A 21,768-nucleotide genomic window follows, 5' to 3' on the forward strand; every position below is an offset into this window, starting at 1 on the left:
AGCTATTGTTATTGTAGCAATCAGAACTGCGCCAGCGCCTCGACGCGGCCCGGCTGCACGTTCAGGATGGCCAGAAAGCCGCTGATGTCGAAGACCTCGCGCACGTGCGGCTGCATCCCGAACAGCACCAGCTTTCCGCCCTCGGCCTTGAGGCGCTTGGCCAGCACCAGCACCACGCGCAGGCCGGCGCTGGAGATGTAGTCCAGCGGCGAAAAGTTCAGCACCAGCTGCCTGGCCCCGCCATCGACCAGGCCCAGGATGTCAGCTTCCACACTGGCTGCATTGGCGCTGTTGAGCTGGCCCTGCAGGGTGACGATGTGGGCGCTGGGGGTGGCTTCCGTGGCGATGGACATGGCAAAAATTCTCTGGAACGTTGGAAAGAGGCTGTCGCAGAATGCGGGCGCCGCGATGATATAGCGCGGCATTTTTTTGCCATACGAAGTTTTTGCCCATGCCCTTTGCCGCCCTGCGCCTGCCTGCCCTGCCGCCCCGCCGGCGCCCGCCCGACCTGGTCTATGCCGCCGGCGAACGTCCGCCCGCCGGCGCGCTGGCGCTGCTGGCGGCACAGCACGCGGGCACGGCCATGGCCTTCATCGCCTACGTGCTGGTGGCCGCCAAGATGGCCGGGCTGGATCGCACAGGCACGCAGACCATGGTCGCCATGACGCTGCTGGGCATGGCGCTGTGTACCGCCCTGCAGGCCTGGGGCGGGCGCTGGGGCTCGGGCGCGCTGCTGATCCACATGCCCGACCCGTTCATGATCACCTTTGCCGCCGCCTTGATCACCGCCCACGGCCCGGGCGGTCTGGCCGGTGCGGCGCTGGTGCATGGCATCACCGCCCTGGTACTGGCGCCGCTGGTGCGCCACCTGCGCCCGGTGTTCCCGCCCACGGTGGTCGGTGTGGTCATCTGCATGGGCGGCATTGCGCTGGTGCCGGGTTCGGCGAGCAGCATCATGGGCGTGACCGGCGCGCAGCCGATCATCGATGGCGCCAGCGCCCTGATGGGCGGCGCCACCATGGCCTGTATCGTGGTGCTGTCCATCTGGGGCGGGCGGCTGCGCCTGCTGGCGCTGCTGGGCGCCATTGCCCTGGGCGTGGCGCTGGCGGCGCTGCTGGGGCGCATCGAGGGCACCGAGGCGCTGGCCGGTGTACCGCTGGTGGACTTGCCGCGCGTGGCCACGCCGGTGTTTGCGCTCGACGCCGGGCTGCTGGTGGCGGTGGCGCTGGTGGCGGTGCTCACGCAGCTCGACACCCTGGGCAGCGTGACCATGATGGACAAGATGGACGACGCCGACTGGAAGCGCGCCAACATGCAGATGGTCGCCGGCGGCATCAAGGCCAACGGCGTGGGCGACATCGCCGCCGGCCTGCTGGGCGGCTTTCCAACCTGCACCTGCTCGGCCAACATCGCGCTGGCCTATGCCACGCGCTCGACGGCGCGCGTCATCGGCCTGGGCGCGGCGGCCCTGCTGGCGCTGGTGGCCTTCCTGCCGCAGCTGACCCTGGCGCTGACCTTGATCCCCGAGCCGGTGCTGGGCGCGGTCGGCCTGTACGCGGCGGCCTTTTTGATCGTCTCGGGCATGGAGCTGGTGGTCTCGCGCGCGCTGGACAACCGGGCCATTTTTGCCGTCGGCCTGTCGCTGGCCGCCGGCGTGGCGCTGATGGAGCGCCCGCAGCTGGCGCAGCAGCTGCCCGAGGGCCTGCGCTTCCTGCTGGGCAACCCCTTCGTGGTCACGGGCATCCTGGTCATCGCGCTGAACCTGCTGTTTCGCCTGGGCACGGCGCAGCGCGCCACGCAGGCGCTGGACGCGGCCAGCCCGGCGCTGCACGCCGACATCACCAACTTCGTCGAGTCGCGCGGCGCCGCCTGGGGTGCGCGGCGCAGCGCCGTGCAGCGCGCCGCCCTGGCCGCGCTGGAGGCCGCCGAGGCCATCGCCGCTGCCGGCGAGGGCCGCCGGGTGACCGGCATCCGGGGCAGCTTCGACGAGTTCAACCTGGATCTGGAACTGCTGCACAGCGGCGTGCCACTACCGCTGGCAGCCAGCGCCACACCACGCGTCGATGCGGCGCTGCTGGACGCCGACGACGCCGCGCTGGACGATGCGCTGGCCGCCCTGTCGGGCCGGCTGCTGCGCCACCTGGCCGACCGCGTCAGCAGCGGCGCGGCAGGCGATCAGGCCTGGCTGCGGCTGCACTTCGAGCACTGAGAGCGCGTCCTTGCACATGCCCTGACGCGCCGGCCCTTCCGATCCACCGCAGCCATCCTCAGCAAGGCCCAGCACCATGTCCATTCCATCCGCCGAGCCCGCGCCCGCCAACGCAACCGACTGGCCCGTGTGGCAGCAGCCGCCGCAGCGCCTGGCGGCAGGCGCCGGCCTGGCGGGCGTGGCGCAGGCCCTGGCCTGGCTGGAGGCACTGGGCGAGCAGCAGGGCTGGCCGGCGCGCACCCTGTTCGCCCTGACGCTGTGCGCCGACGAGGCCCTGACCAACATCGCCAGCCACGGACGCACCCCGCAAGGCGGCGCCGCGCAGATCTGGCTGGCCTGCGGCCCCACGCCGCACGCGCTGGCGCTGTGCATCGAGGACGACGGCGCGCCCTTCGACCCGACGGCGCAGGACTCGCCGCAACTGGCCGCCTCGCTGGAGCAGGCCGAGATCGGCGGCCACGGCCTGCGCCTGATGCGCCACTACCTGCGCCGCCTGCTGTACCGGCGCGCTGCCGGGCGCAACGTGCTGCTGCTGGAGCTGGCGCCGGATTCATAGCCAAATCAGCCGCAAACCCTTTGCTGGCAAGCGCTGGCAGCTATTGATTTGGTATTGCCGCTGGGGGCGGGCTGCTGCCTGCTCCCTCCCCCTCTGGGGGAGGGCTGGGGTGGGGGCCGCCCCGCTGCTCCAGCAAGGCCAGCACCGCCGTCATGATGCGCGGCGCAAAGGCCAGCTCGACATGGCCGGCGCCGGCCAGCACCTGCTCGCGCGCACCAGCCAGGCGGGCAGCACTGTCGGGATAGACCACGTTGTCCATGTCCGAGCGCCAGCACTCGAACAGCCGGGCGCGCCCAGGCGGCTCGTCGCGCGCCAGCTGGCGTAGCCAGGCGCTGTCCAGGCGCATCTGCCGGCCATTGGCGCTGCGCGCGTGACGCGCCGGCCAGGTGCCGCCGTGCGGCGTGCCGATGGTGACCACGCGCTGCACGCGCGCTTGGGCCTCCGGCACGGCGCGCAGCCAGGCACGCACCGCCAGCCCGCCCATGCTGTGCGCCAGCACCAGCGGCGCCTGCCCGGTGGCCGCCTGCAGCCGTTGTACGGCGGCCTCGATCTGCGGCGCGTAGTCGTCGATGGAGGCAAACGGCGGCTCCAGCGTCAGCGCGATGCACGGATGGCCATGTGCGCGCAGCCGCCGCAGCCACGGCAGCCAGAAACCCCGGTTGCACAGAAAGCCATGCACCAGCACCACGCCGCGCGCCGTGGGCTGGGCAGCGACCGCTGCGGCTGCAGCTGCCGGCGCTTCGGGCAGCCAGTCCGGCTCGGCCTGGGCGGCAAACGGCTGCCACCAGCCAAAGACCAGCGCCGCCCAGCGCGACTCGGCCCACCAGCCGCGCAGCAGCGCCGCCGGGGCAATGCGCGGCTCGCCGGCACGCGCGCGCACAGCGGCCATCAACAGGAACTGCGGCAGCATCAGCAGGCGCGAGGCCAGCGGCACCAGCACCAGGCCCGCCGCCGCCCACCAGGGCGAGTGGGGCCACGCCAACCAGGCCCACAGCGCGATCAGCAGCCAGTGCAGCGCCACCAGCCAGCGCTGCCATTGCGCGTTGCCCACCTGCATGTCCACCTCCTGCCGCTGTCGCCGGACGCACAGCCGCGCCCGGCCTGTTGTCCCGTAATCGGGCACCATACAGCGCCAGCGCCGCCCCTTGGCGGCGGCACGTTTTCATCACCTGATTTTTCCGATACCGAGACATGTCCCCTGACTCCCTGCCCCTCCCCCCGGCATCAGCGTGCTTGAGCGCGGCTGGCTGTCGGCCAACAACATCGTGTTCCAGGGCGGCGCCGGCGGCGCGGCGCTGGTGGACAGCGGCTACTGCACGCACAGCGCGCAAACCGTGGCGCTGGTCGAGGCGCAGCTGGCCGGCCAGCCCCTGGTGCGACTGCTCAACACCCACCTGCACAGCGACCACTGCGGCGGCAATGCTGCACTGCAGCAGCGCTGGCCGCAGGTGCAGACACTGATCCCACCCGGGCACTTCCAGCAGGTGCGCGCCTGGGATGCGCACGAGCTGAGCTACGAACCCACCGGCCAAGAGTGCCCGCAGTTTCGCGCCGATGGCGTGCTGCAGCCGGGCAGCGAGATCGAGCTGGCCGGGCGCGCCTGGCAGATCCACGCCGCGCCGGGGCACGACCCGCACGCCGTGCTGCTGTTCGAGCCTGATGCGCGCGTGCTGATCTCGGGCGATGCGCTGTGGGAAAACGGCTTTGGCGTCATCTTCCCGGAGCTGGGCGGCGCCAGCGGTTTTGCCGAGGCGGCGGACACGCTGGACATCATCGAGCAACTGGCCCCGCGCATCGTCATCCCCGGCCACGGCAGCGTGTTCGGCGACGTGCCGGCGGCGCTGGCGCGTGCGCGCCAGCGCCTGGCGGTGTTTCGCGCCCAGCCGCTCAAGCACGCGCGCTACGCCGCCAAGGTGCTGCTGAAGTACAAGCTGCTGGAGTGGCAGCGCGTGAGCGAGGCCGACTCGCGCGCCTGGCTGCTGGCCACGCCGCACTTTCGGGCGCTGCACGCACAGTTCTTTGCCGAGCACGACATCCATGCCTGGCACGACGCCTTGGTGCACGAGCTGGAGGCCAGCGGCGCACTGCGCCGCGAGGGCGACACGCTGGTCAACGTGTGAGCGCCCGGCACTATCGATTGCTTCTTTTTTGATAGCTGAAAGCGCTTGACTATCAAGGGTTTGTGGCTGATTTGGCTTGAAATCCACTGGCCGCACGACCGGGCCGGGCGCGTTTGTGCCATCCGGCATGGCTGGCTCTTGCCCCGTTGCAACAGGGCAACAGCAACGGCACTGAAAGCAGATGCAATGGGCAAAAAATCGATATTTCCGTGAATGCTTACGCAAACGAGATTGATTCTCAACAATAATTGAGGCGATTTCCTTCGTATCGTTCACCTTTTTTGCCAACTTTTACAGGAAGCCCTGCAGCGCCATGTCCCGTCCTGCATCAAGAAACCCCGATCCCTGCGCTTTCTCCAATCCACCGGCATGGCCGCTGCCGCGCTGCTGCCGCTGTCGGCCCTGGCCCAGCAGCAGGGCGCCCCGGCAGCCTCCGCCACCCTGCCCACGGTGACGGTGCAGGAGCAAAAGATCGACCCCAATCCCAACGCTGAAGTCGGCGCGCCCTACAAGGCCAAGACCTCGGCGGACACGCGCCACACGCGCCCGCTGGCCGAGACGCCGCAGACCATCCAGGTCATCACCGGCGCGGCCATCCTGGACGCCGGCCAGAGCGACCTCAAGAGCATCCTGTCGGCCCAGCCCGGCATCACCCTGGGCACGGGCGAGAACGGCAACGCCTTTGGCGACCGCTACATCATCCGTGGCCAGGAGGCGCGCTCGGACGTGTTCGTGGACGGTCTGCGCGACACCGGCATGACCACGCGCGAGAGCTTTGCCGTCGAGCAGCTCGAAATCACCAAAGGCCCCAACTCCAGCTTTGCCGGGCGCGGCTCGGCTGGCGGCGCCATCAACGCCATCACCAAGCAGGCCACCACCGACTACAGCTTCACCCGCGCCTCCGTCGGCCTGGGCACGGACAAGCACCACCGCCTGACGCTGGACATGAACCACAAGTTCTCCGACAGCTTTGCGCTGCGCGCCAATGCGCTCACGGCGGGCGAGGACGTGCCCGATCGCAGCCCGTCGCAGCGCCGGCGCGACGGCCTGGCGCTGTCGGGCCTGTGGAATGCCAACGAAGACCTGTCGGTCGTCCTGGACTACTACGGCCTGCGCGCCAAGGACAAGCGCCCCGACCTGGGCCACTACCTGATCGGCACGCCCCCAAACCGCCGCCCGGCCACGAACGTGCCCATGTACGCGCAGGACAACGACTTCGCGCAGTCCGACGTGGACACGGTGACGGCGCGCGTCAACTACCGCTTCGCGCCCAACGTCAGGCTCACCAGCCTGACGCGCTACGGCCAGTCCGACAACAGCTACGCCAACCACGGCGCCTCGTTCAACGCCACCGCCAACAGCGCCGTCATCGACGGCGGCCACCGGGGCTGGCAGGAAGTCAAGTATTTCGCCCACCAGGACAACCTGCGCTGGGACGCGGAGATCGGCGGCCTCAAGCATGAATTCATCTTCGGCTTCGAGTACACCAACCACCGCGTCAAGTCCGGCGGCTACGGCGTGAACACCGCCGGCGCCTTCAACTGCATCACCAACGCCACGGCCACGGCCAACAACGGCTTTTGCATGACCGATGCGGCCGGCAACCTGCTGCCCAACCTGGGCAGCCTGACGGGGCGCTCCTACACGCGCACCGGCATGGCGCGCGACTGGCATGTCAAGGCCCTGGCCCTGTCGGCCATGGACACGGTGGACTTGACAGACCAGTGGACGGTGTTCGCCGGCCTGCGCGCCGACCACACCAAGCTGAGCCTGGCCACCTACACCGCCGCCACCGGCGTGCAGTCCGCCGACTACGGCTACAGCGACACGCTGCTCAACGGCCACCTGGGCGTGAGCTACAAGGTCAACCCCTTCGGCATGGTCTATGCCAGCTACGGCAGTGCGCAGGACATCAACGGCGGCGAGTCCGATGTGGGCACCAGCGCCGGCTACGGCGGCCTGGTGGTGGACACCAACGGCAGCGCCAGCGCCAAGCCCGAGCTGTCGCGCAACTTCGAGATCGGCACCAAGTGGAACCTGCTGGACGACAAGCTGCTGTTCACCGCTGCCGCCTTCCGCACGGTCAAGAAGGACGTGATGGAGGCCGCGCCCAGCGGCACCGGCTATGACTCCGCAGGCATGTTCAACACCGGCAAGAACCGCGTGCAGGGCATCGAGTTCGGCCTGGCCGGCAACCTGACGCCGCAGCTGGAGGTGCAGGGCGGCCTGGCCTTCATGAAGTCCAAGGTGCTCAAGTCGGTGTCGGCGGCCAACCTGGGCAACCCGCTGTCCAACTTTGCCGACCGCTCGGCCATGCTGCAGGGCAAGTACCAGTTCACGCGCAACTTCGGCCTGGGCGCGGTGGCGCGCTACGAAAGCGGCAAGTGCGGCGGCCAGCCCGACACCGGCGCCAGCTTCAACGCCAATGGCTACTGCTCGCAGCCCATCCCCAGCTTCACCGTCTATGACCTGTTTGCCACCTACCGCATCAACAAGAGCGCCGACCTGCGCCTGAACGTGCTGAATGTGACCAACAAGGACTATTTCACGGCGGTCTATCGCTCGGGCGCCTTCCTCTACAAGGGCGATGCCCGTGCCGTGCGCCTGACGCTGAACCTGGACTTCTGAGGCGCCCCCACTGCCCTTTCAAGGTGTTGCGGCGCATCAGCCTTCGATGCGCCGCCAGGCGCACAACGCACGCGCAACGCACGACTGCCGCCAGCGCAGGGCGCAAGCCCTTGCAAGGGATCTTGCTGAAGCTGCCGAGTTTTATGGTCAAAACAGGCTCTAAGCCAATGCCAGCAAGCGCTGGCAGCTATCAAAAATGATGCACTCCCAGGCCCGCATCCCCAACGGCATCCACAACGCCATCGACTACGAGCGGCTGGCGCCTCAGGCCATGGACGCAGGCCGCCATGCCTACGTGGCTGGCGGCTGCGGCTGGGATGCCACGCTGGCCGCCAACCGCGCCGCCTTCGGGCGCTGGAGCATCGTGCCGCGCCTGCTGCGCGACGTGCGCGGCGGGCATACGCGGCTGATGCTGGGTGGCCAGCAGCTGGCCCACCCCTTCCTGCTGGCCCCGGTGGCGCATCAGCGCCTGGCGCACCCGGATGCTGAAATCGCCACCGCCCGTGCCGCCGAGGCCACCGCCACCTGCCTGGTGGCCAGCACCCTGTCGTCCGTACCGCTGGAGGCCATCGCACAAGCCGGCGGCAGCGCCGCGCCACGCTGGTTCCAGCTCTACCTGCAGCCCGAGCGCGCGCACACGCTGGCGCTGCTGGCGCGCGCCGAGGGCGCCGGCTATCAGGCCATCGTGCTCACCCTGGACGCCAGCATCCAGCTGCCCAGCCGCAGCGCACTGGCAGCCGGCTTCGCCATGCCGGCGGATTGCACGCCGGCCAATCTGGCAGGCTTCCCGCCAGCGCCGGCGAGCGCCCTGCCGCCCGGCGCCAGCCGCATCTTCCAGGGCGCCATGCGCCATGCCCCGACCTGGGACGACCTGGCCTGGCTGCTTGCGGCCACGCGGCTGCCGGTGTGGGTCAAGGGCGTGCTCAGCCCGCAGGATGCGCGCCAGCTGCAAGGCGCCGGCGTGGCCGGCATCGTCGTGTCCAACCACGGCGGGCGCAGCCTGGACGGCGCGCCAGCCAGCCTGGCCCAGCTGCCCGCCGTGCGCGCCGCCGTGGGCAGCAGCTATCCGCTGCTGCTCGATGGCGGCATCAGGAGCGGCCAGGATGCCTTCAAGGCCCTGGCCTTGGGGGCCGACGCCGTGCTCATCGGACGGCTGCAGATGTATGCCCTGGCCGCTGCCGGCGCCCTGGGTGTGGCACACATGCTGACGCTGCTGGTCGAGGAGCTGCACGCCTGCATGGCGCAGGCCGGCTGCGCGGCGCTGGCCGACATCACGCCCGGGGCGCTGCTGCCCTGCCCGCCCGCTGCAGCGGCTTGACCGGCTGACCGATTGACCGACGATTGACCGATTGACGACCGAGGCCCACCCATGCTGATTTCCATCGACCAGGTTCTGTCCCAGGACGAAGTGCGCGCCTTCCGCGCCGAGCTGGACGCTGCCGACTGGCAGGACGGCACGGCCACTGCCGGCACGCTGGCCATCAGCGTCAAGCGCAACCAGCAACTGCAGGACGGCAGCGAGCTGGCCACACGCCTGGGCCAGCACATCCTGCGCCGCCTCGCTGCCACGCCGCTGTTCATCAGTGCCGCACTGCCGCGCACCATCTATCCGCCCAAGTTCAACCGCTATGCCGGCGGCGGCCAGTACGGCGCACACGTGGACAGCGCGCTGATGTTCCTGCCCGGCAGCGGCGGGCAGCAGATGCGCACCGACCTGTCGGCCACGCTGTTCCTGGCCGAACCCGAGGAGTACGACGGCGGCGAGCTGGAGGTCGAAGGGCCGTTCGGCGTGCAGACCGTGAAGCTGGCCGCCGGCGACATGGTGCTGTACCCCTCCACCAGCCTGCACCGCGTGACCCCGGTGACGCGCGGCGCGCGCGTGGCGTCATTTTTCTGGATCGAGAGCCTGGTGGCGGACGAAGGCGAGCGCACGCTGCTGTTCGACCTGGATCAGTCGGTGCAGGAGCTCACGCCGCTGCTGGCGTCCGACGACATGCGGCTGGTGCAGCTCACGGGCGTCTATCACAACCTGCTGCGGCGCTGGGCGCGACCGTGAACATGCGGCTGACCAGCCTTTATGCAGCAACGATCTGGAACTGCGTGGCCCGGGCAATGGGACGAACCAGATTGCGGTGCCGTTGCAGCTCAACAATTCCGTAATTGGCCATGGTCTTGAGCGTGCGCGAAAGATTGCTGGGTTTACGCCCGGTCGCCTGAGCCAGCTCTGCAATCGACCCGGGCTGGGTCTGTGCAATCACACGCAACAAAGCACGGTTGTCGTCACTCAACACTTCGGCAAGCGATTTCATGGAGGTGAACCAGACCTTGGGTTCTTGAGGGCCTGGCTTGTACTGGCCACTGGCAATGGCCAGCACGCGCTGGCGCATCTGTTCCTGCGCAAGGATGCCGATCACGATGGGTTGCGAGGCGGGTGGAGTTTTCATGGCTTGTTGACCTCTTGCAGCACGCGATCCGTATCTGCGAAAAAATCTTCCAGCAACTGCTGGGCACTGGTGAACTCGTAAGAGCGTGTTTACGATCTAAGGCAGATCCCTGCTCGGATCCTCCCCCGCCGCCACGCGCGGCCCCACCACTCCCAGGTGGCTCTTGAGCGATTGCGGCTGGCCCGTCAGCAGCGCGGCGTAGTTCACCGTATTGGCCAGCACCTTCTTCACATAGTCGCGCGTCTCGGCAAAGGGCACATTCTCGGCCCAGATGGCGGCGTCCAGCACCGGGCCGTTCCTCCAGTTGCGCGGGCGGCCCGGGCCGGCGTTGTAGGCGGCAGCGGCCAGCGGCATGGAGCCCTGGAAATCATCCAGCGCCAGCTTCAGGTAGGCCGTGCCGATGGTGATGTTGGTGTCGCGGTCGTTGATCTGCTCGGGCGTGAAGCCGGCCAGGCCGATCTTCTTCGCCGTCCAGCGCGCCGTGGCCGGCATGACCTGCATCAGGCCCGAGGCGCCCACGCCCGAGCGCGCATCCATGATGAAGCGGCTTTCCTGGCGGATCAGGCCATAGACGTAGGCGGCATCCAGCCCGATGGCGCGCGTGCGCTCCAGCACCGCCTGGCGGTACGGCGTCGGGAAGCGCTGCGCCATGTCGATGCTGGTGCGCGTGCGCTCGCTGGTGTTGATGCAGCGATCCCAGACCTGCTGCTGGCAGGCGAAGTCGGCGGCGGCCAGCAAGTCGCGCTCGCCCATGCCGCCCGGCGTGTGCAGATTGGTAGCGTAGTTCCACTCGCGCACGCCCTCGCTGCGCAGACCCAGCAAGATGGCGTACAGGCCGCGATTGAGCGCAGGATTGGCGCGGGCGGCGGCCTTTTCCTGGGCGGTGAGCGGCGCGGGCGGCAGCGGCGCTGCGATGGCCCCGCCCAGCTCCTCCAGCGCCAGCTGCTCATAGAAGCCCGTGATGCCGGCGATGCCCTCGTACAGTGCGCGCGCCTGGGCGCGCTCGGCCTCGCCGGGCCTGCCGGCCAGGTGGGCGCGGGCGCGCCAGTAGGTCCAGGTGGCGTCCTCGCGCGCGGCGGCGCTCATGGCATCGATGCTGCGCGCCACGGCCAGCCACTGCCCGGCGCGCAGCGCGGCGCGCGCCTTCCAGCCCAGCATCTCGTCGCTCAGGTCGGTCTCGCGCGTGGCACGGTTGAAGTACGACAGCGCATCGGGCGCCAGCGCCAGGGCCTTTTGCTTGCCGATCAGGCCCCACAGCCAGTTGCGCTCCTGCACCGGCAGGTGGACGCCCCACTTGGCGTCGAGCAGGCGCGCGGCGCCATCGGCGTCGGAGGCGGCCATGCGCGCCAGCGCCAGGGCAATGACCTCCTGGCGCACACGGCCCGGTGCCACGGCGCGGCTGGTCAGGTACTTGGCCGGGGCGTTGAGGGCAGCGTCCAGGGAGGCCACGGCCTCGGGCGCGACCAGCTCGACGGCGCGGCGCACGGCACGCGGGCGATTGGCCTCGGCGGCCAGGCGGGCCTTGCGCCAGACATCATCGGGCTTGATTTTCCTGGCGGCCAGCAACTCGCCGGCAGCGTGGCTGCAGCCATCGTCGGCGTCGCGCAGGGCGTACCAGTTGCGCAGCACTTCATCTGCCGCGCCGGTGCCTGCCGTGCCGCTCAGGTGTTCCACGGTAACGGCGTAGCAGCGCACTTCGCGGTCGTCGTTCATGCGAAACGCCGGATGCAGGGCGGCAAAGCGCTCCCAGTCGCGGCGCTGGCCCAGCAGCAGCAGCCAGTCGTTGCGCAGGCGGTCTTCCTGGTAGCTGCCGGCCCAGCGCTGCAAAAAGGCCTCGACCTCGCCGTCCTGCGCCTCATCGAGCCGGGCGCGCAGCGTCCAGTACGCCGCCCAAGGCTCCAGCGGGTGGCCCTGGGTGGCCGGCAGCAACTGCGCCAGGCGCGCCTTGTCGCCCTTGCGAAAGGCCTTTTGCATCTCCAGCACGGCCTCATCACCCGACAGGGCGCCCGGCATGGAGGCCGCGCCCTGCGCCTGTGCCACTGCGCCGCTGCCGCCGAAAACGGCTGCCACCAGCAGCGGTGTCAGAATCCCGAACCACTTTTTCATCTGAAACAAACTCCGGCCTGGCGCTCCTGCCGCAACGGAACGAGGCACCCGGGAAGGCCTGGCCCCTCCCCATTTCGTCCGATCACGGGCATGGATCAAGCAAGCAAACAAACGGGAAATTATGTGATGGACAGATCAGCCCTGCGCCGCACCCTGGTGAATGAACGCCTGCAACTGCCCGACCGGCTGGCGCGCGCCGAACGGCTGCAGCGCGTGCTGCGCATCTGGCTGGTGGACAAGCCCGACACCGTGATCGGCGCCTACTGGCCCATCAAGGGCGAGTTCGATCCGCTGCCCGCACTACACCGCTGGAAGGAAGACGGGGAGTTGCTGGACGAGCCGCTGCGCCGGCGCATCGGCCTGCCGGTGGTCAACAAGCAGCACAAGACGCTCACTTTCCACGCCTGGTACCCGGGCTGCCCGATGGAGGAGGACGCCTACGGCATCCCCAAGCCCAAGGACACCGAGGCGCTGGTGCCCACACTGCTGTTCGTGCCTTGCGTGGGCTACGGGCCGGGGGGCTACCGGCTGGGCTATGGTGGGGGCTTCTACGACCGCACGCTGGCCACGCTGCAGCCGCGCCCGGCCACCGTCGGCCTGGGCTACACCGTGGGCTACCTGGACGACTTCGAGCCGCAGCCGCACGACATGCCGCTGGACGCCATCCTGAACGACAACGGCGTGGTCTGGCCGGTCTGAACCTGAACGCCCTGAACACGCACGAGGAAAGCCCATGCTCCAGCTCCACATCGGCAACAAGAACTATTCCTCCTGGTCCATGCGGCCCTGGGTGCTGCTGCGCCAGGCGGGCATAGCGTTCGAGGAGGTGCCGGTGCGCTTCGACAGCTTCGCTGCCGACTCGCAGTTCAAGCGCCAGCTCGAAGGCGTCTCGCCCACTGGCAAGGTGCCGGTGCTGGTCGATGGCGACACCGTGGTCTGGGACACGCTGGCGATTGCCGAATACGTCGCCGAGCAATTCCCCGCCAAGCATCTGTGGCCGCAGGACGCCGCCCTCCGGGCGCACGCGCGCAGCGTGGTGGCCGAGATGCACAGCGGCTTCACGCAGCTGCGCACGCACTGCCCCATGAACATCGAGGCACGCCTGCCCGACATCGGCGCGCTGATCTGGCGCGACCAGCCTGGCGTGCGCGCTGACGTGGAGCGCCTGGGCCAGATGTGGAGCGAGTTGCTGGCGCGCCACCGTGGCCAGATGCTGTATGGCGAATTCAGCATTGCCGACGCTTTTTTTGCCCCGGTGTGTATGCGCCTGGTGACCTATGCGCTGCCGGTGCCCGCCGTCGTCGCCGCCTACGTGCAGCGCGTGCAAGGCCTGCCGGGCGTGGCCGAATGGATCGCCGGCGCGCTGGCCGAGCAGGATTTTCGCGACTTCGAGGAGCCCTACCGCCTGGCGCGCGACTGAGACTGAGGACAACCGAGGGCAACGTAGACCGACATGAAACTGCACATCCTGTCCGACCTGCACCTGAGCGTGCAGGGCCTGCAGCATCCCGAAACCGACGCCGACGTGGTCATCCTGGCCGGCGACATCGCCCGCCCGGCAGCCGCCATCGACTGGGCGCGCGGCTTTGGCAAGCCGGTGCTGTACGTTCCGGGCAACCACGAGTTCTACGGCAGCAGCCTGGCAGAGACCCGCGCCCTGCTGCAGCAGCACAGCGCCGGCAGCCAGGTGCAGGTGCTGGACAACGCCAGCACCGTGCTGCAGGGCGTGCGCTTCATCGGCAGCACGCTGTGGACGGACTTCCTGGCCACCGGCGACGGCCCGGCGCGCGAGCACGCCATGGCGCAGGCGCAGCAGTTCATGCGCGACTTCAGCCGCATCCGGATGGGCGCGCAGCCCGGCGAGGGCCTCTTCAGCCCGCTCGACAGCGCCGCGCTGTTTGCCGCCAACGCGCGCTGGCTGCAGCATGAATGCGCCCGGCCCTTTGCCGGCCCGACGGTGGTCATCACCCACCATGCGCCCACGCTGCACAGCATCCACCCACGCTTTGCCGGCTCGCCCATCAATGCCTGCTTCGTCTCGGATGCGGCAGCGCTGGTGGCCGGCAGCGGCGCACGCCTGTGGATCCACGGGCACACGCATGACAGCTTCGACTACCAGGTCGGCAACACGCGCGTGCTGTGCAACCCGCGCGGCTACGCCAAGGACGGCGTGGTCGAGAACGCGCGCTTCGACCCGCAGCTGGTGGTGGCGCTGGCATGAAGCAGCCCGGCATCTACATGGTCGGCGGCGCGGTGCGCGATGCGCTGCTGGGTCTGCCCTGCGGCGACCGCGACTGGGTGGTCGTCGGCAGCACGCCCGAGGACATGGCGGCGCGCGGCTTCGTGCCGGTGGGGCGCGACTTCCCGGTCTTTCTGCACCCCGAGACGCACGAGGAATACGCCCTGGCGCGCACCGAGAGAAAGAGCGGGCGCGGCTACCGGGGCTTCACGGTGCTGTCCTCGCCCGAGGTCACGCTGCAGGAAGACTTGGCACGGCGTGACCTCACTATCAATTCAATAGCTGCTCCCGCAGACTGGACGGGCGCTGAAGCGGTTTTTGACCCTTATAACGGCGTGCGCGACCTGCAGGACAGGGTGCTGCGCCACGTCACCGACGCCTTCCGCGAAGACCCGGTGCGCATCCTGCGGGTGGCGCGCTTTGCCGCACGCTTTGCCGACTTTTCCATCGCACCCGAGACCCTGCAGCTCATGCGCGCGATGGTGCAGGACGGCGAGGCCGACCACCTGGTGCCCGAGCGCGTCTGGCAGGAGCTGGCGCGCGGCCTGATGGAGCGCCAGCCCTCGCGCATGTTCGAGGTGCTGCGCGAGTGCGGCGCGCTGGCCGTGCTGCTGCCCGAGGTCGATCGCCTGTGGGGCGTGCCGCAGCGCGCCGAGTACCACCCGGAGGTGGACACCGGCATCCACGTCATGCTGGTGCTGGACATGGCGGCGCGCCTGGATGCGCCGCTGGCCGTGCGCTTTGCCTGCCTAACGCACGACCTGGGCAAGGGCACGACGGCGGCCGACGTGCTGCCGCGCCACATCGGACATGAGCAGCGCAGCGCCCGGCTGCTCAAGGGCGTATGCGAGCGCCTGCGTGTGCCGGGTGACTGCCGCGAGACGGCCGACGTGGTGGCACGCGAGCACGGCAACATCCACCGCAGCGGCGAGTTGCAGGCCGCAGCCCTCTTGCGCCTGCTGGAGCGCTGCGACGCGCTGCGCAAGCCCGAGCGCTTTGCCCAGGTGCTGCTGGCCTGCGAGTGCGATGCGCGTGGCCGCGGCGGCCTGCAGGAGCAGCCCTATCCGCAGCGCCCGCGTCTGCTGGCCGCGCTGCAGCAGGCCCTGGCCGTACCGACTGCTGAGGTGGCGGCGCAGGCCGCCGCGCAGGGGCCAAGGGCGCGCAAGTCGGCGACTGGATCCGCCGCGCGCGCGAGCAGGCGCTGGCCGCCTGGCTGGCCCACGCCTGACCGGCGCCTGCTCGCTGCGCAAGATGCGGCTACACCACCGACTGCACCCAGCGCACGATCTCGCCCGCCGGCAGCGCGCCGGAGATGCGCGCCACCTCCTGCCCGCCCTTGAACACGATCATGGTCGGGATGCTGCGGATGCCGTAGCGCCCGGCCACCTGCGGCTGCGCCTCGGTGTCGAGCTTGGCCAGGCGCACGCGCGGCTCCAGCTGCTGCGCCGCCTGGGCGAAGGCCGGCGCCATCTGCCGGCACGGGCCGCACCAGGGCGCCCAGAAATCCACCACCACGGGGAGCTGGCTGCGCCCCACGTGCCTGTCGAAGCTGCCCGCATCCAGCGCCAGCGGCTGGCCGGCAAACAGCGGCTGGTGGCAACTGCCGCAGTCGGGCGCCGCCACGAGCTGGTCGGCGCGCACGCGGTTGGTGGTGTGGCAGTGCGGGCAGACGACGTGCAGCGTCGCTGCGGGGCTGGTGTCCTGGCTCATGGGGGTCTTTCCTGAGGGTGAAGGGGCAGAGGGATGCCGTGCAGCTGTGGCCGGGCGGCGGTTTTTTCAACGCGGCAGCTGCGCCAGGCCAGTTCGGTGCCGACGGCGAGGCGGCGTGTGGCTTTTGGGCCGCCGGCCTACAGCCGGGCTGCCCTGGCCTTGCTATGGTGACCGCCGATGTTGTTCCCCCCCTTCCGACACCCCGCCACGCGCTGTTCCTGGACTTCGACGGCACGCTGGTGGACATCGCCGCCCAGCCGCAGGATGTCGCGCTGGCCGCCGCCACCCTGCACGATCTGCGCACGCTCGAGGCGGCCCTGGAGGGCGCCTTGGCCCTGGTCACGGGCCGCGCCCTGGCCGACATCCAGCCCCACCTGCACGACTGGCAGCCGGCGCTGGCCGGCGAGCACGGCGCGCACTGGCGCAGCGCCGCCGGCTGTGAGGCCACTGGCGCGCCGCCCCCGGATCTGGCCCCGATCCATGCCGCGCTGCAGGCCCTGAGCGCGCGCCACCCCGAGCTGCTCGTCGAGCGCAAGAGCGCCGGCATCGCCCTGCACTACCGCCAGGCCCCGCAGCTGCAGCAGCTGTGCCGCGACACGCTGACCGAGGCGCTGCGCCAGACCAGCGGCGCCGAGCTGCTGGCCGGCAAGTGCGTCTATGAAGTGCGCGCCGCCGGCAACGACAAGGGCCGGGCCATTGCGCGCTTTTTGCAGCAGCCCCCCTTTGCCGGGCGCATCCCCGTCTTCGTGGGTGACGATGTGACCGACGAGGCCGGCTTTGCCGCCGTGCAGGCCGCCGGCGGCCTGGGTGTCAAGGTTGGGCCGGGCGAGAGCCTGGCGCACGCCCGCCTGGATTCGCCCACGGCTGCGCGTGCCTGGCTGCATCAGGCCGCCCAGCACCTGGCCGCAGCCACGCCAGCTGCCCGGGAAGAACTCCACCCTGCACCCCAGCACCCATGACCCAGGAAACCGCCCTGCCCGCTGCATCCGCCGCCGCGCCCACCTCCCCCGGCACCGCCACGCCCTCGCTCAACCTGGGCATGATCGGCAACTGCACCATCAGCGCCCTGGTCGATGCCCGCGCCGTCATCGTCTGGAGCTGCCTGCCGCGCTTCGATGGCGACCCGGTCTTCAACGCCTTGCTGCACCCCGGCGACGATGCCGGGCGCTTTGCCATCGAGCTGGAGGATTTCGCCGCCAGCGAGCAGTGGTATGAGTCCAATACCGCCGTGCTGCACACCCGCCTGACGGACAGCAGCGGCAACTGCCTGGAGGTGACCGATTTCTGCCCGCGCTTTCAGGCGCGCTCGCGCTTCTTCAGACCGGTGAGCATCGTGCGGCGCATCCGCCCGGTGCGCGGTGCGCCGCGCATCCGCGTGCTGCTCAATGTGCGCTACGACTGGGGCGAGAGCGCACCGCACCTGACGCGCGGCAGCCACCACATCCGCTACGTCGGCGGCTCACAGACGCTGCGCCTGACCACTGATGCGCCCGTGCCCTACGTGCTGTCGGGCGAACCCTTCATCGCCGCGCGCGAGCACAACTTCATCCTGGGCGCCGACGAGACGCTGATGGAGGGCATCGCCGACACCGCGCGCTATTGGGAGCAGGAAACCATCAGCTATTGGAAGCACTGGACCATGCGCCTGCATGTGCCGCTGCAGTGGCAGGACGCCGTGATCCGCGCCGCCATCACGCTCAAGATGTCCCTGTTCGAGGACACCGGCGCCATCGTCGCCGCCATGACCACCAGCATCCCCGAGTCGGCGCACAGCGGGCGCAACTGGGATTACCGCTACTGTTGGCTGCGCGATGCGTTCTTTGTCGTGCGCGCCCTCAACAGCCTGTCCGAGGTCGGCACCATGGAGGACTACCTGCGCTGGCTGGCCAACATCGTGGTCAAGGCCGGCGAGGGCCACATCCAGCCTTTGTATGGCATCGGACTGGAGCACGAGCTGCCCGAGTCCTTCGTGCCGCAACTGGCCGGCTATCGCGGCATGGGGCCGGTGCGCGTGGGCAACCAGGCGGCCGAGCACTTCCAGCACGACGTGTACGGCAACATCGTGCTGGGCTCGGCGCAGGCCTTCCACGACCAGCGCATGTTGCAGCCCGCCGGGGCCGCCGAATTCGCACGCCTGGAGCGCATCGGCGAGTTGGCCGTGCAGGTCTATGGCACGCCCGACGCCGGCATGTGGGAGCTGCGCACGCGCGCGCGCATCCACACCTCGTCGGCGCTGATGAGCTGGGCGGCGTGCGACCGTCTCGCAAAAATAGCCCACGCCCTGCACCTGCCCGACCGCGCCGAGCACTGGCGCGGCCACGCGCAGCGCATGAAGGAGGAAATCCTGTCGCGCTCGTGGAACGCCGAGCGCGGGGTGTTTGCCGAGAGCTTCGGCGGGCGCGAGCTGGACGCCAGCATCCTGCTCATGGCCGAGGTCGGCCTGGTCGATGCGCGCGACGAGCGCTTCATCCGCACGCTCGATGTCATGGAGGAAGTCCTGTGCGACGGCCCCTTCATGCGCCGCTACGAGGCCGCCGACGACTTCGGCAAGCCCGAGACCTCCTTCAACATCTGCACCTTCTGGCGCATCGACGCCCTGGCGCGCGTGGGCCGCAAGGACAAGGCACGCGAGATCTTCGAGGCCATGCTGGCCGTGCGCAACCCGCTGGGCCTGCTGTCCGAGGACACGCACGCCACCACCGGCGAGATGTGGGGCAATTTCCCGCAGACGTATTCCATGGTCGGCGTGATCAACGCTGCCATGCGTCTGTCGGCGCCCTGGGACAGCGTGATATGAGCCGCCTGGTCGTCGTCTCCAACCGCCTGGCCGACCCGCGCCGGCCTGCCGCCGGCGGTCTGGCCGTAGCCCTGGGCGATGCGCTCAACCGCTCTGGCGGGCTGTGGTTCGGCTGGAGCGGCACGGTGCGTCCGCAGCTCCAGCCGGGCGAATCCCGCCTGCATCAGCGCCAGGCCGGGCGCGTCACCCTGGCCACGGTCGATCTGGCCACCGAGGATCATGTCGCCTACTACCAGGGCTACTCCAACAGCGTGCTGTGGCCGGTCTTCCACTACCGGCTGGACTTGGCGGATTTTCATAGCGCCTACCTGGACGGCTACCGGCGTGTGAACCGCATGTTCGCCGCCCGGCTGCTGCCACTGCTGCGCGACGACGACCTGATCTGGATCCACGACTACCACCTGATCCCGCTGGCCGCCGAGCTGCGCGCCCTGGGCTGCCGCCAGCGCATCGGCTTCTTTCTGCATATCCCCGTGCCGCCGCCGCTCTTGCTGGCCGCACTGCCGCAGCACGAGTGGCTGATGCGCGCCTTCTTCGCCTATGACCTGGTGGGCTTGCAAAGCGAGGCCGATGTCGGCCACTTCCGCCGCTACATGATCAACGAGGCCAACGCCGAAGACCTGGGCGCGGGCCGGCTGGCCGCCTTCAGCCGCGAGCTGCGCGTCGGCGCCTTCCCCATCGGCATGGACGTGCAGGAGTTCGAGCGCCTGGGCCGGGGCGCCGAGGCCGTGCAGACCGGCGAGGCACTGCGCGCCGAGTACGCGCGCCGCCAGTTGCTGCTGGGCATCGACCGGCTGGACTACTCCAAGGGCATCCCGCAGCGCGTGCGCGCCTTCCGCCACCTGCTGGAGAAGTACCCGGAAAACCGGGGCCGCTCCACGCTGATCATGATCGCCTCGCCCTCGCGCGACGACGTGCTGGCCTACACCGACCTGCGCCAGGAGCTGGAGGGCCTGTGCGGCGCCATCAATGGCGACTATGGCGATCTGGACTGGATGCCGCTGCGCTACATCCACCGCATCGTGGCGCGCCGGCGCGTGCCGGGGCTGTGCCGCGCCGCGCGGGTCGGGCTGGTCACGCCGCTGCGCGACGGCATGAACCTGGTGGCCAAGGAGTACGTGGTCTCGCAAGATGCGCAAGACCCGGGCGTGCTGGTGCTGTCGCGCTTTGCCGGCGCCGCCGAGCAGCTCAAGGATGCCTTGCTGGTCAACCCCTATGACACCGAAAGCATGGCTGCCGCCATCCAGACCGCGCTGCACATGCCGCTGGAGGAGCGCCAGCAGCGCCACGCCCGGCTGATGGAGAGCATCCGCCAGCACGACGTTCACTGGTGGCGGCGCAGCTTTCTGCAGGCGCTGCAGGAGCCTGCGGCCTGAGAGCGTGTTTACGATCCCCGCGCGGGTGCGCGAGCGCGGCCTCGGGCGGTCTGCGGCGTTGCAAATCCTCGCGATAGCACGGGCTATCGCTGCGGTTTGCGCCTGGCAACCCATCCCGATCCGCACCCGCGCCCCTGCGCGCGGAGATCGTAAACACGCTCTGAGCATTGCAGTGCAGGGGCGGCCCTCTGCGCCCCTGCAGACGAGGCTGTGCGTTGGCGTTTGGCGCGCAGCCTCCCGCATCAAGAGGGCAGCCTCAGCCATCGAGCAGCGCCAGCGCCGCGTAGTCCGCCACCTGCGCGCCCAGGCCGGCGGCAACCAGTTCGACGCCATCCGTCAACGCCGGAAAGTGCTGCGCCAGCTCGGTGCGCAGCAGCGGCAGTAGCAGCGCTTGGTGGTGCAGGAACACCGCCCCGCCCAGGCTGATGCGCGCCAGATCGAGCGTCGCCACCAGGTTGTACAGCAGCCGCCCGAGCAGGCGGCACAGCAGCTGCACCTGTGCCAGCGCCTGTGCCTCGCCCTGCTGCGCTGCGGCCAGCAGCGCCGGTGCATCGCGCCCCAGCCAGGCGGCCAGCGAAGCGCCGCCCACCAGCGATTCGACATCGCCCCGGTTGCCGCAGCCGCACAGCGGAGCGTCCAGCCCGGCATGGCCCGCCACATCGCCGACGAAGCTGTGCCCGGCATGGCCGGCATTGCCATTGCGCCCGGCCAGCACCCGGCCATCGACGCATAGGCCCACGCCGATGCCGGTGCTCCAGGTGACGTAGGCGCAGTCGGCCACGCCGGCCAGCGCCCCCAGCGGCGCTCGGCGGCCAGCGCCGCCACGGCGTCGTTGGCGATACGCAGCCGCACGCCGCGCAGCGCCAGCTCCAGCGGCGCCTGCAGCGGCACCTGCGTCCAGTCGTTGGTCGCCACACCGCCCGCCGGGCCGGCCAGGCCGCCGCAGATGTTGGGGTTGGCCACTTCGATGCAGCCCGCACGGCGCACGAACGGCCCGCACGAGGACACGCCCACGCCCGCCAGATCGGCCAGCGCCACGCCCTGGCCGGCGCACAGGCGCGCCAGCAGCGCCAGCACTTGCTGCGCCAGGGCCTCGGGCGCGCCGGCCTTGGCGGTCGGCTCGGCCAGCCGCGCCAGGATGGCCGGCGGCACGGCGCCCGCGCCCGGACGCGCCAGGCACACGGCCACCTTGGTGCCGCCGATGTCGATGCCGGCCTGCAGGCGCGGCGTGGAGGAGGGAGGGGATACAGGCTCTGGCATGGCCGGCATCATCGCGCGCCGCGTGCAACCGGTGTGTAAGGCAAGGGCGAAGGCTGCAGTTGACTATCTTTTTGATAGCTGTCAGCGCTTGACTGTATTGGTCAAAAGGCGTTTTTCACTTGAATTTCAAAGCCATTTGAGCGCCAGCGTGATCAGCACGCTCAGCAGCACCGTGCTGGCCAGCGGAATCGACCATTCGCGCCCCCACAGGCGAAAGCGAAAATCCCCCGGCAGCCGGCCCAGGCCGAGCCGGCGCAGCCACGGCGCCAGCCCCTCGATCAGCACCAGGGCCAGGAAAACGACGATCAGCCAGCGCACCATGC

At 69.8% G+C, this 21,768-nt stretch carries 18 protein-coding genes and 2 pseudogenes; 13 read left to right on the forward strand and 7 right to left on the reverse strand.

What is annotated here, in order from left to right:
• Positions 1-20: 20 nt before the first annotated feature.
• On the reverse strand, positions 21-353 hold the full coding sequence (locus IDM45_RS11360; RefSeq protein ID WP_209422941.1) for an STAS domain-containing protein: 333 nt from the start codon (positions 351-353) through the stop codon (positions 21-23).
• A gap of 98 nt (positions 354-451) precedes the next feature.
• Between IDM45_RS11360 and IDM45_RS11365 the strand changes: the two genes are divergently transcribed.
• Together IDM45_RS11365 and IDM45_RS11370 are read left to right on the forward strand one after the other, a co-directional pair.
• The gene (locus tag IDM45_RS11365; protein WP_209422942.1) at positions 452-2,209 is read left to right on the forward strand and encodes a solute carrier family 23 protein; all 1,758 of its coding nucleotides are present in this window, start codon (positions 452-454) and stop codon (positions 2,207-2,209) included.
• A gap of 76 nt (positions 2,210-2,285) precedes the next feature.
• On the forward strand, positions 2,286-2,765 hold the full coding sequence (locus IDM45_RS11370) for an ATP-binding protein (RefSeq protein ID WP_209422943.1): 480 nt from the start codon (positions 2,286-2,288) through the stop codon (positions 2,763-2,765).
• Positions 2,766-2,805: 40 nt separating this feature from the next.
• On the opposite strand, the gene IDM45_RS11375 is transcribed toward IDM45_RS11370, so the two are convergent.
• Entirely contained in the window at positions 2,806-3,816 is a 1,011-nt protein-coding gene (locus IDM45_RS11375; RefSeq protein ID WP_209424096.1) for an esterase/lipase family protein, read from the reverse strand.
• Positions 3,817-3,994: 178 nt separating this feature from the next.
• Here IDM45_RS11375 and IDM45_RS11380 point away from each other — a divergent pair, with 178 nt between their 5' ends.
• From IDM45_RS11380 to IDM45_RS11395, 4 genes are all read left to right on the forward strand, one after another.
• Positions 3,995-4,885, forward strand: a complete 891-nt coding sequence (locus IDM45_RS11380; RefSeq protein WP_325168968.1) for an MBL fold metallo-hydrolase — start codon at positions 3,995-3,997, stop codon at positions 4,883-4,885.
• A gap of 369 nt (positions 4,886-5,254) precedes the next feature.
• A complete protein-coding gene (locus tag IDM45_RS11385) occupies positions 5,255-7,513 on the forward strand; it encodes a TonB-dependent receptor (protein WP_209422944.1) in 2,259 nt (752 codons plus the stop codon).
• Positions 7,514-7,712: 199 nt separating this feature from the next.
• Positions 7,713-8,831 carry an alpha-hydroxy acid oxidase gene (locus IDM45_RS11390; protein ID WP_325168969.1) on the forward strand — a complete coding sequence of 373 codons (1,119 nt, stop codon included), beginning with the start codon at positions 7,713-7,715 and terminating at the stop codon, positions 8,829-8,831.
• Positions 8,832-8,882: 51 nt separating this feature from the next.
• Complete coding sequence (locus IDM45_RS11395; protein ID WP_209422946.1) at positions 8,883-9,569, forward strand: Fe2+-dependent dioxygenase; 687 nt, start codon at positions 8,883-8,885, stop codon at positions 9,567-9,569.
• Between the two features lie 19 nt (positions 9,570-9,588).
• Here IDM45_RS11395 and IDM45_RS11400 read toward each other — a convergent pair whose 3' ends face one another.
• Positions 9,589-9,957, reverse strand: coding sequence for an HVO_A0114 family putative DNA-binding protein (locus tag IDM45_RS11400; protein WP_232653998.1), 369 nt, complete (start codon positions 9,955-9,957; stop codon positions 9,589-9,591).
• A 96-nt stretch (positions 9,958-10,053) separates the two neighbouring features.
• The gene (locus IDM45_RS11405) at positions 10,054-12,063 is read right to left on the reverse strand and encodes a lytic transglycosylase domain-containing protein (protein WP_209422947.1); all 2,010 of its coding nucleotides are present in this window, start codon (positions 12,061-12,063) and stop codon (positions 10,054-10,056) included.
• A gap of 126 nt (positions 12,064-12,189) precedes the next feature.
• Between IDM45_RS11405 and IDM45_RS11410 the strand changes: the two genes are divergently transcribed.
• The 4 genes and pseudogenes from IDM45_RS11410 (at position 12,190) to IDM45_RS11425 (ending at position 15,530) form a co-directional block, all read left to right on the forward strand.
• A complete protein-coding gene (locus IDM45_RS11410; RefSeq protein WP_209422948.1) occupies positions 12,190-12,762 on the forward strand; it encodes a 5-formyltetrahydrofolate cyclo-ligase in 573 nt (190 codons plus the stop codon).
• A gap of 34 nt (positions 12,763-12,796) precedes the next feature.
• Positions 12,797-13,483: a glutathione S-transferase family protein gene (locus tag IDM45_RS11415; protein WP_209422949.1), complete on the forward strand. Its 687-nt coding sequence runs from the start codon at positions 12,797-12,799 to the stop codon at positions 13,481-13,483.
• Positions 13,484-13,516: 33 nt separating this feature from the next.
• On the forward strand, positions 13,517-14,284 hold the full coding sequence (locus IDM45_RS11420) for a metallophosphoesterase (protein ID WP_209422950.1): 768 nt from the start codon (positions 13,517-13,519) through the stop codon (positions 14,282-14,284).
• Positions 14,281-15,530 (forward strand): annotated as a pseudogene (locus IDM45_RS11425) (multifunctional CCA addition/repair protein). The gene IDM45_RS11420 and the pseudogene IDM45_RS11425 overlap by 4 nt, the downstream one beginning before the upstream one ends.
• A gap of 29 nt (positions 15,531-15,559) precedes the next feature.
• Here the strand turns inward: IDM45_RS11425 and trxC are convergent.
• Complete coding sequence (gene trxC, locus IDM45_RS11430) at positions 15,560-16,012, reverse strand: thioredoxin TrxC (RefSeq protein ID WP_209422952.1); 453 nt, start codon at positions 16,010-16,012, stop codon at positions 15,560-15,562.
• A gap of 164 nt (positions 16,013-16,176) precedes the next feature.
• On the opposite strand from trxC, the gene otsB reads away from it, so the two are divergent.
• The 3 genes from otsB to IDM45_RS11445 are packed head-to-tail and all read left to right on the forward strand — an operon-like array spanning position 16,177 to position 20,185.
• Positions 16,177-16,971 (forward strand): trehalose-phosphatase, encoded by a 795-nt coding sequence (otsB, locus tag IDM45_RS11435; protein ID WP_209422953.1) that lies wholly within the window; start codon positions 16,177-16,179, stop codon positions 16,969-16,971.
• Entirely contained in the window at positions 16,968-18,809 is a 1,842-nt protein-coding gene (locus tag IDM45_RS11440) for a glycoside hydrolase family 15 protein (RefSeq protein ID WP_209422954.1), read from the forward strand. The genes otsB and IDM45_RS11440 overlap by 4 nt, the downstream gene beginning before the upstream one ends.
• Positions 18,806-20,185: an alpha,alpha-trehalose-phosphate synthase (UDP-forming) gene (locus IDM45_RS11445; protein ID WP_209422955.1), complete on the forward strand. Its 1,380-nt coding sequence runs from the start codon at positions 18,806-18,808 to the stop codon at positions 20,183-20,185. Before IDM45_RS11440 ends, IDM45_RS11445 begins: the two co-directional genes overlap by 4 nt.
• 256 nt (positions 20,186-20,441) lie before the next feature.
• Here the strand turns inward: IDM45_RS11445 and IDM45_RS11450 are convergent.
• A pseudogene (locus IDM45_RS11450) lies at positions 20,442-21,406 on the reverse strand (ROK family protein).
• A 165-nt stretch (positions 21,407-21,571) separates the two neighbouring features.
• A complete protein-coding gene (locus tag IDM45_RS11455; protein WP_209422956.1) occupies positions 21,572-21,766 on the reverse strand; it encodes a DUF2905 domain-containing protein in 195 nt (64 codons plus the stop codon).
• Between the last annotated feature and the right edge of the window lie 2 nt (positions 21,767-21,768).

The sequence above is a fragment of the Melaminivora jejuensis genome, assembly GCF_017811175.1.
Classification (GTDB): domain Bacteria; phylum Pseudomonadota; class Gammaproteobacteria; order Burkholderiales; family Burkholderiaceae_C; genus Melaminivora; species Melaminivora jejuensis.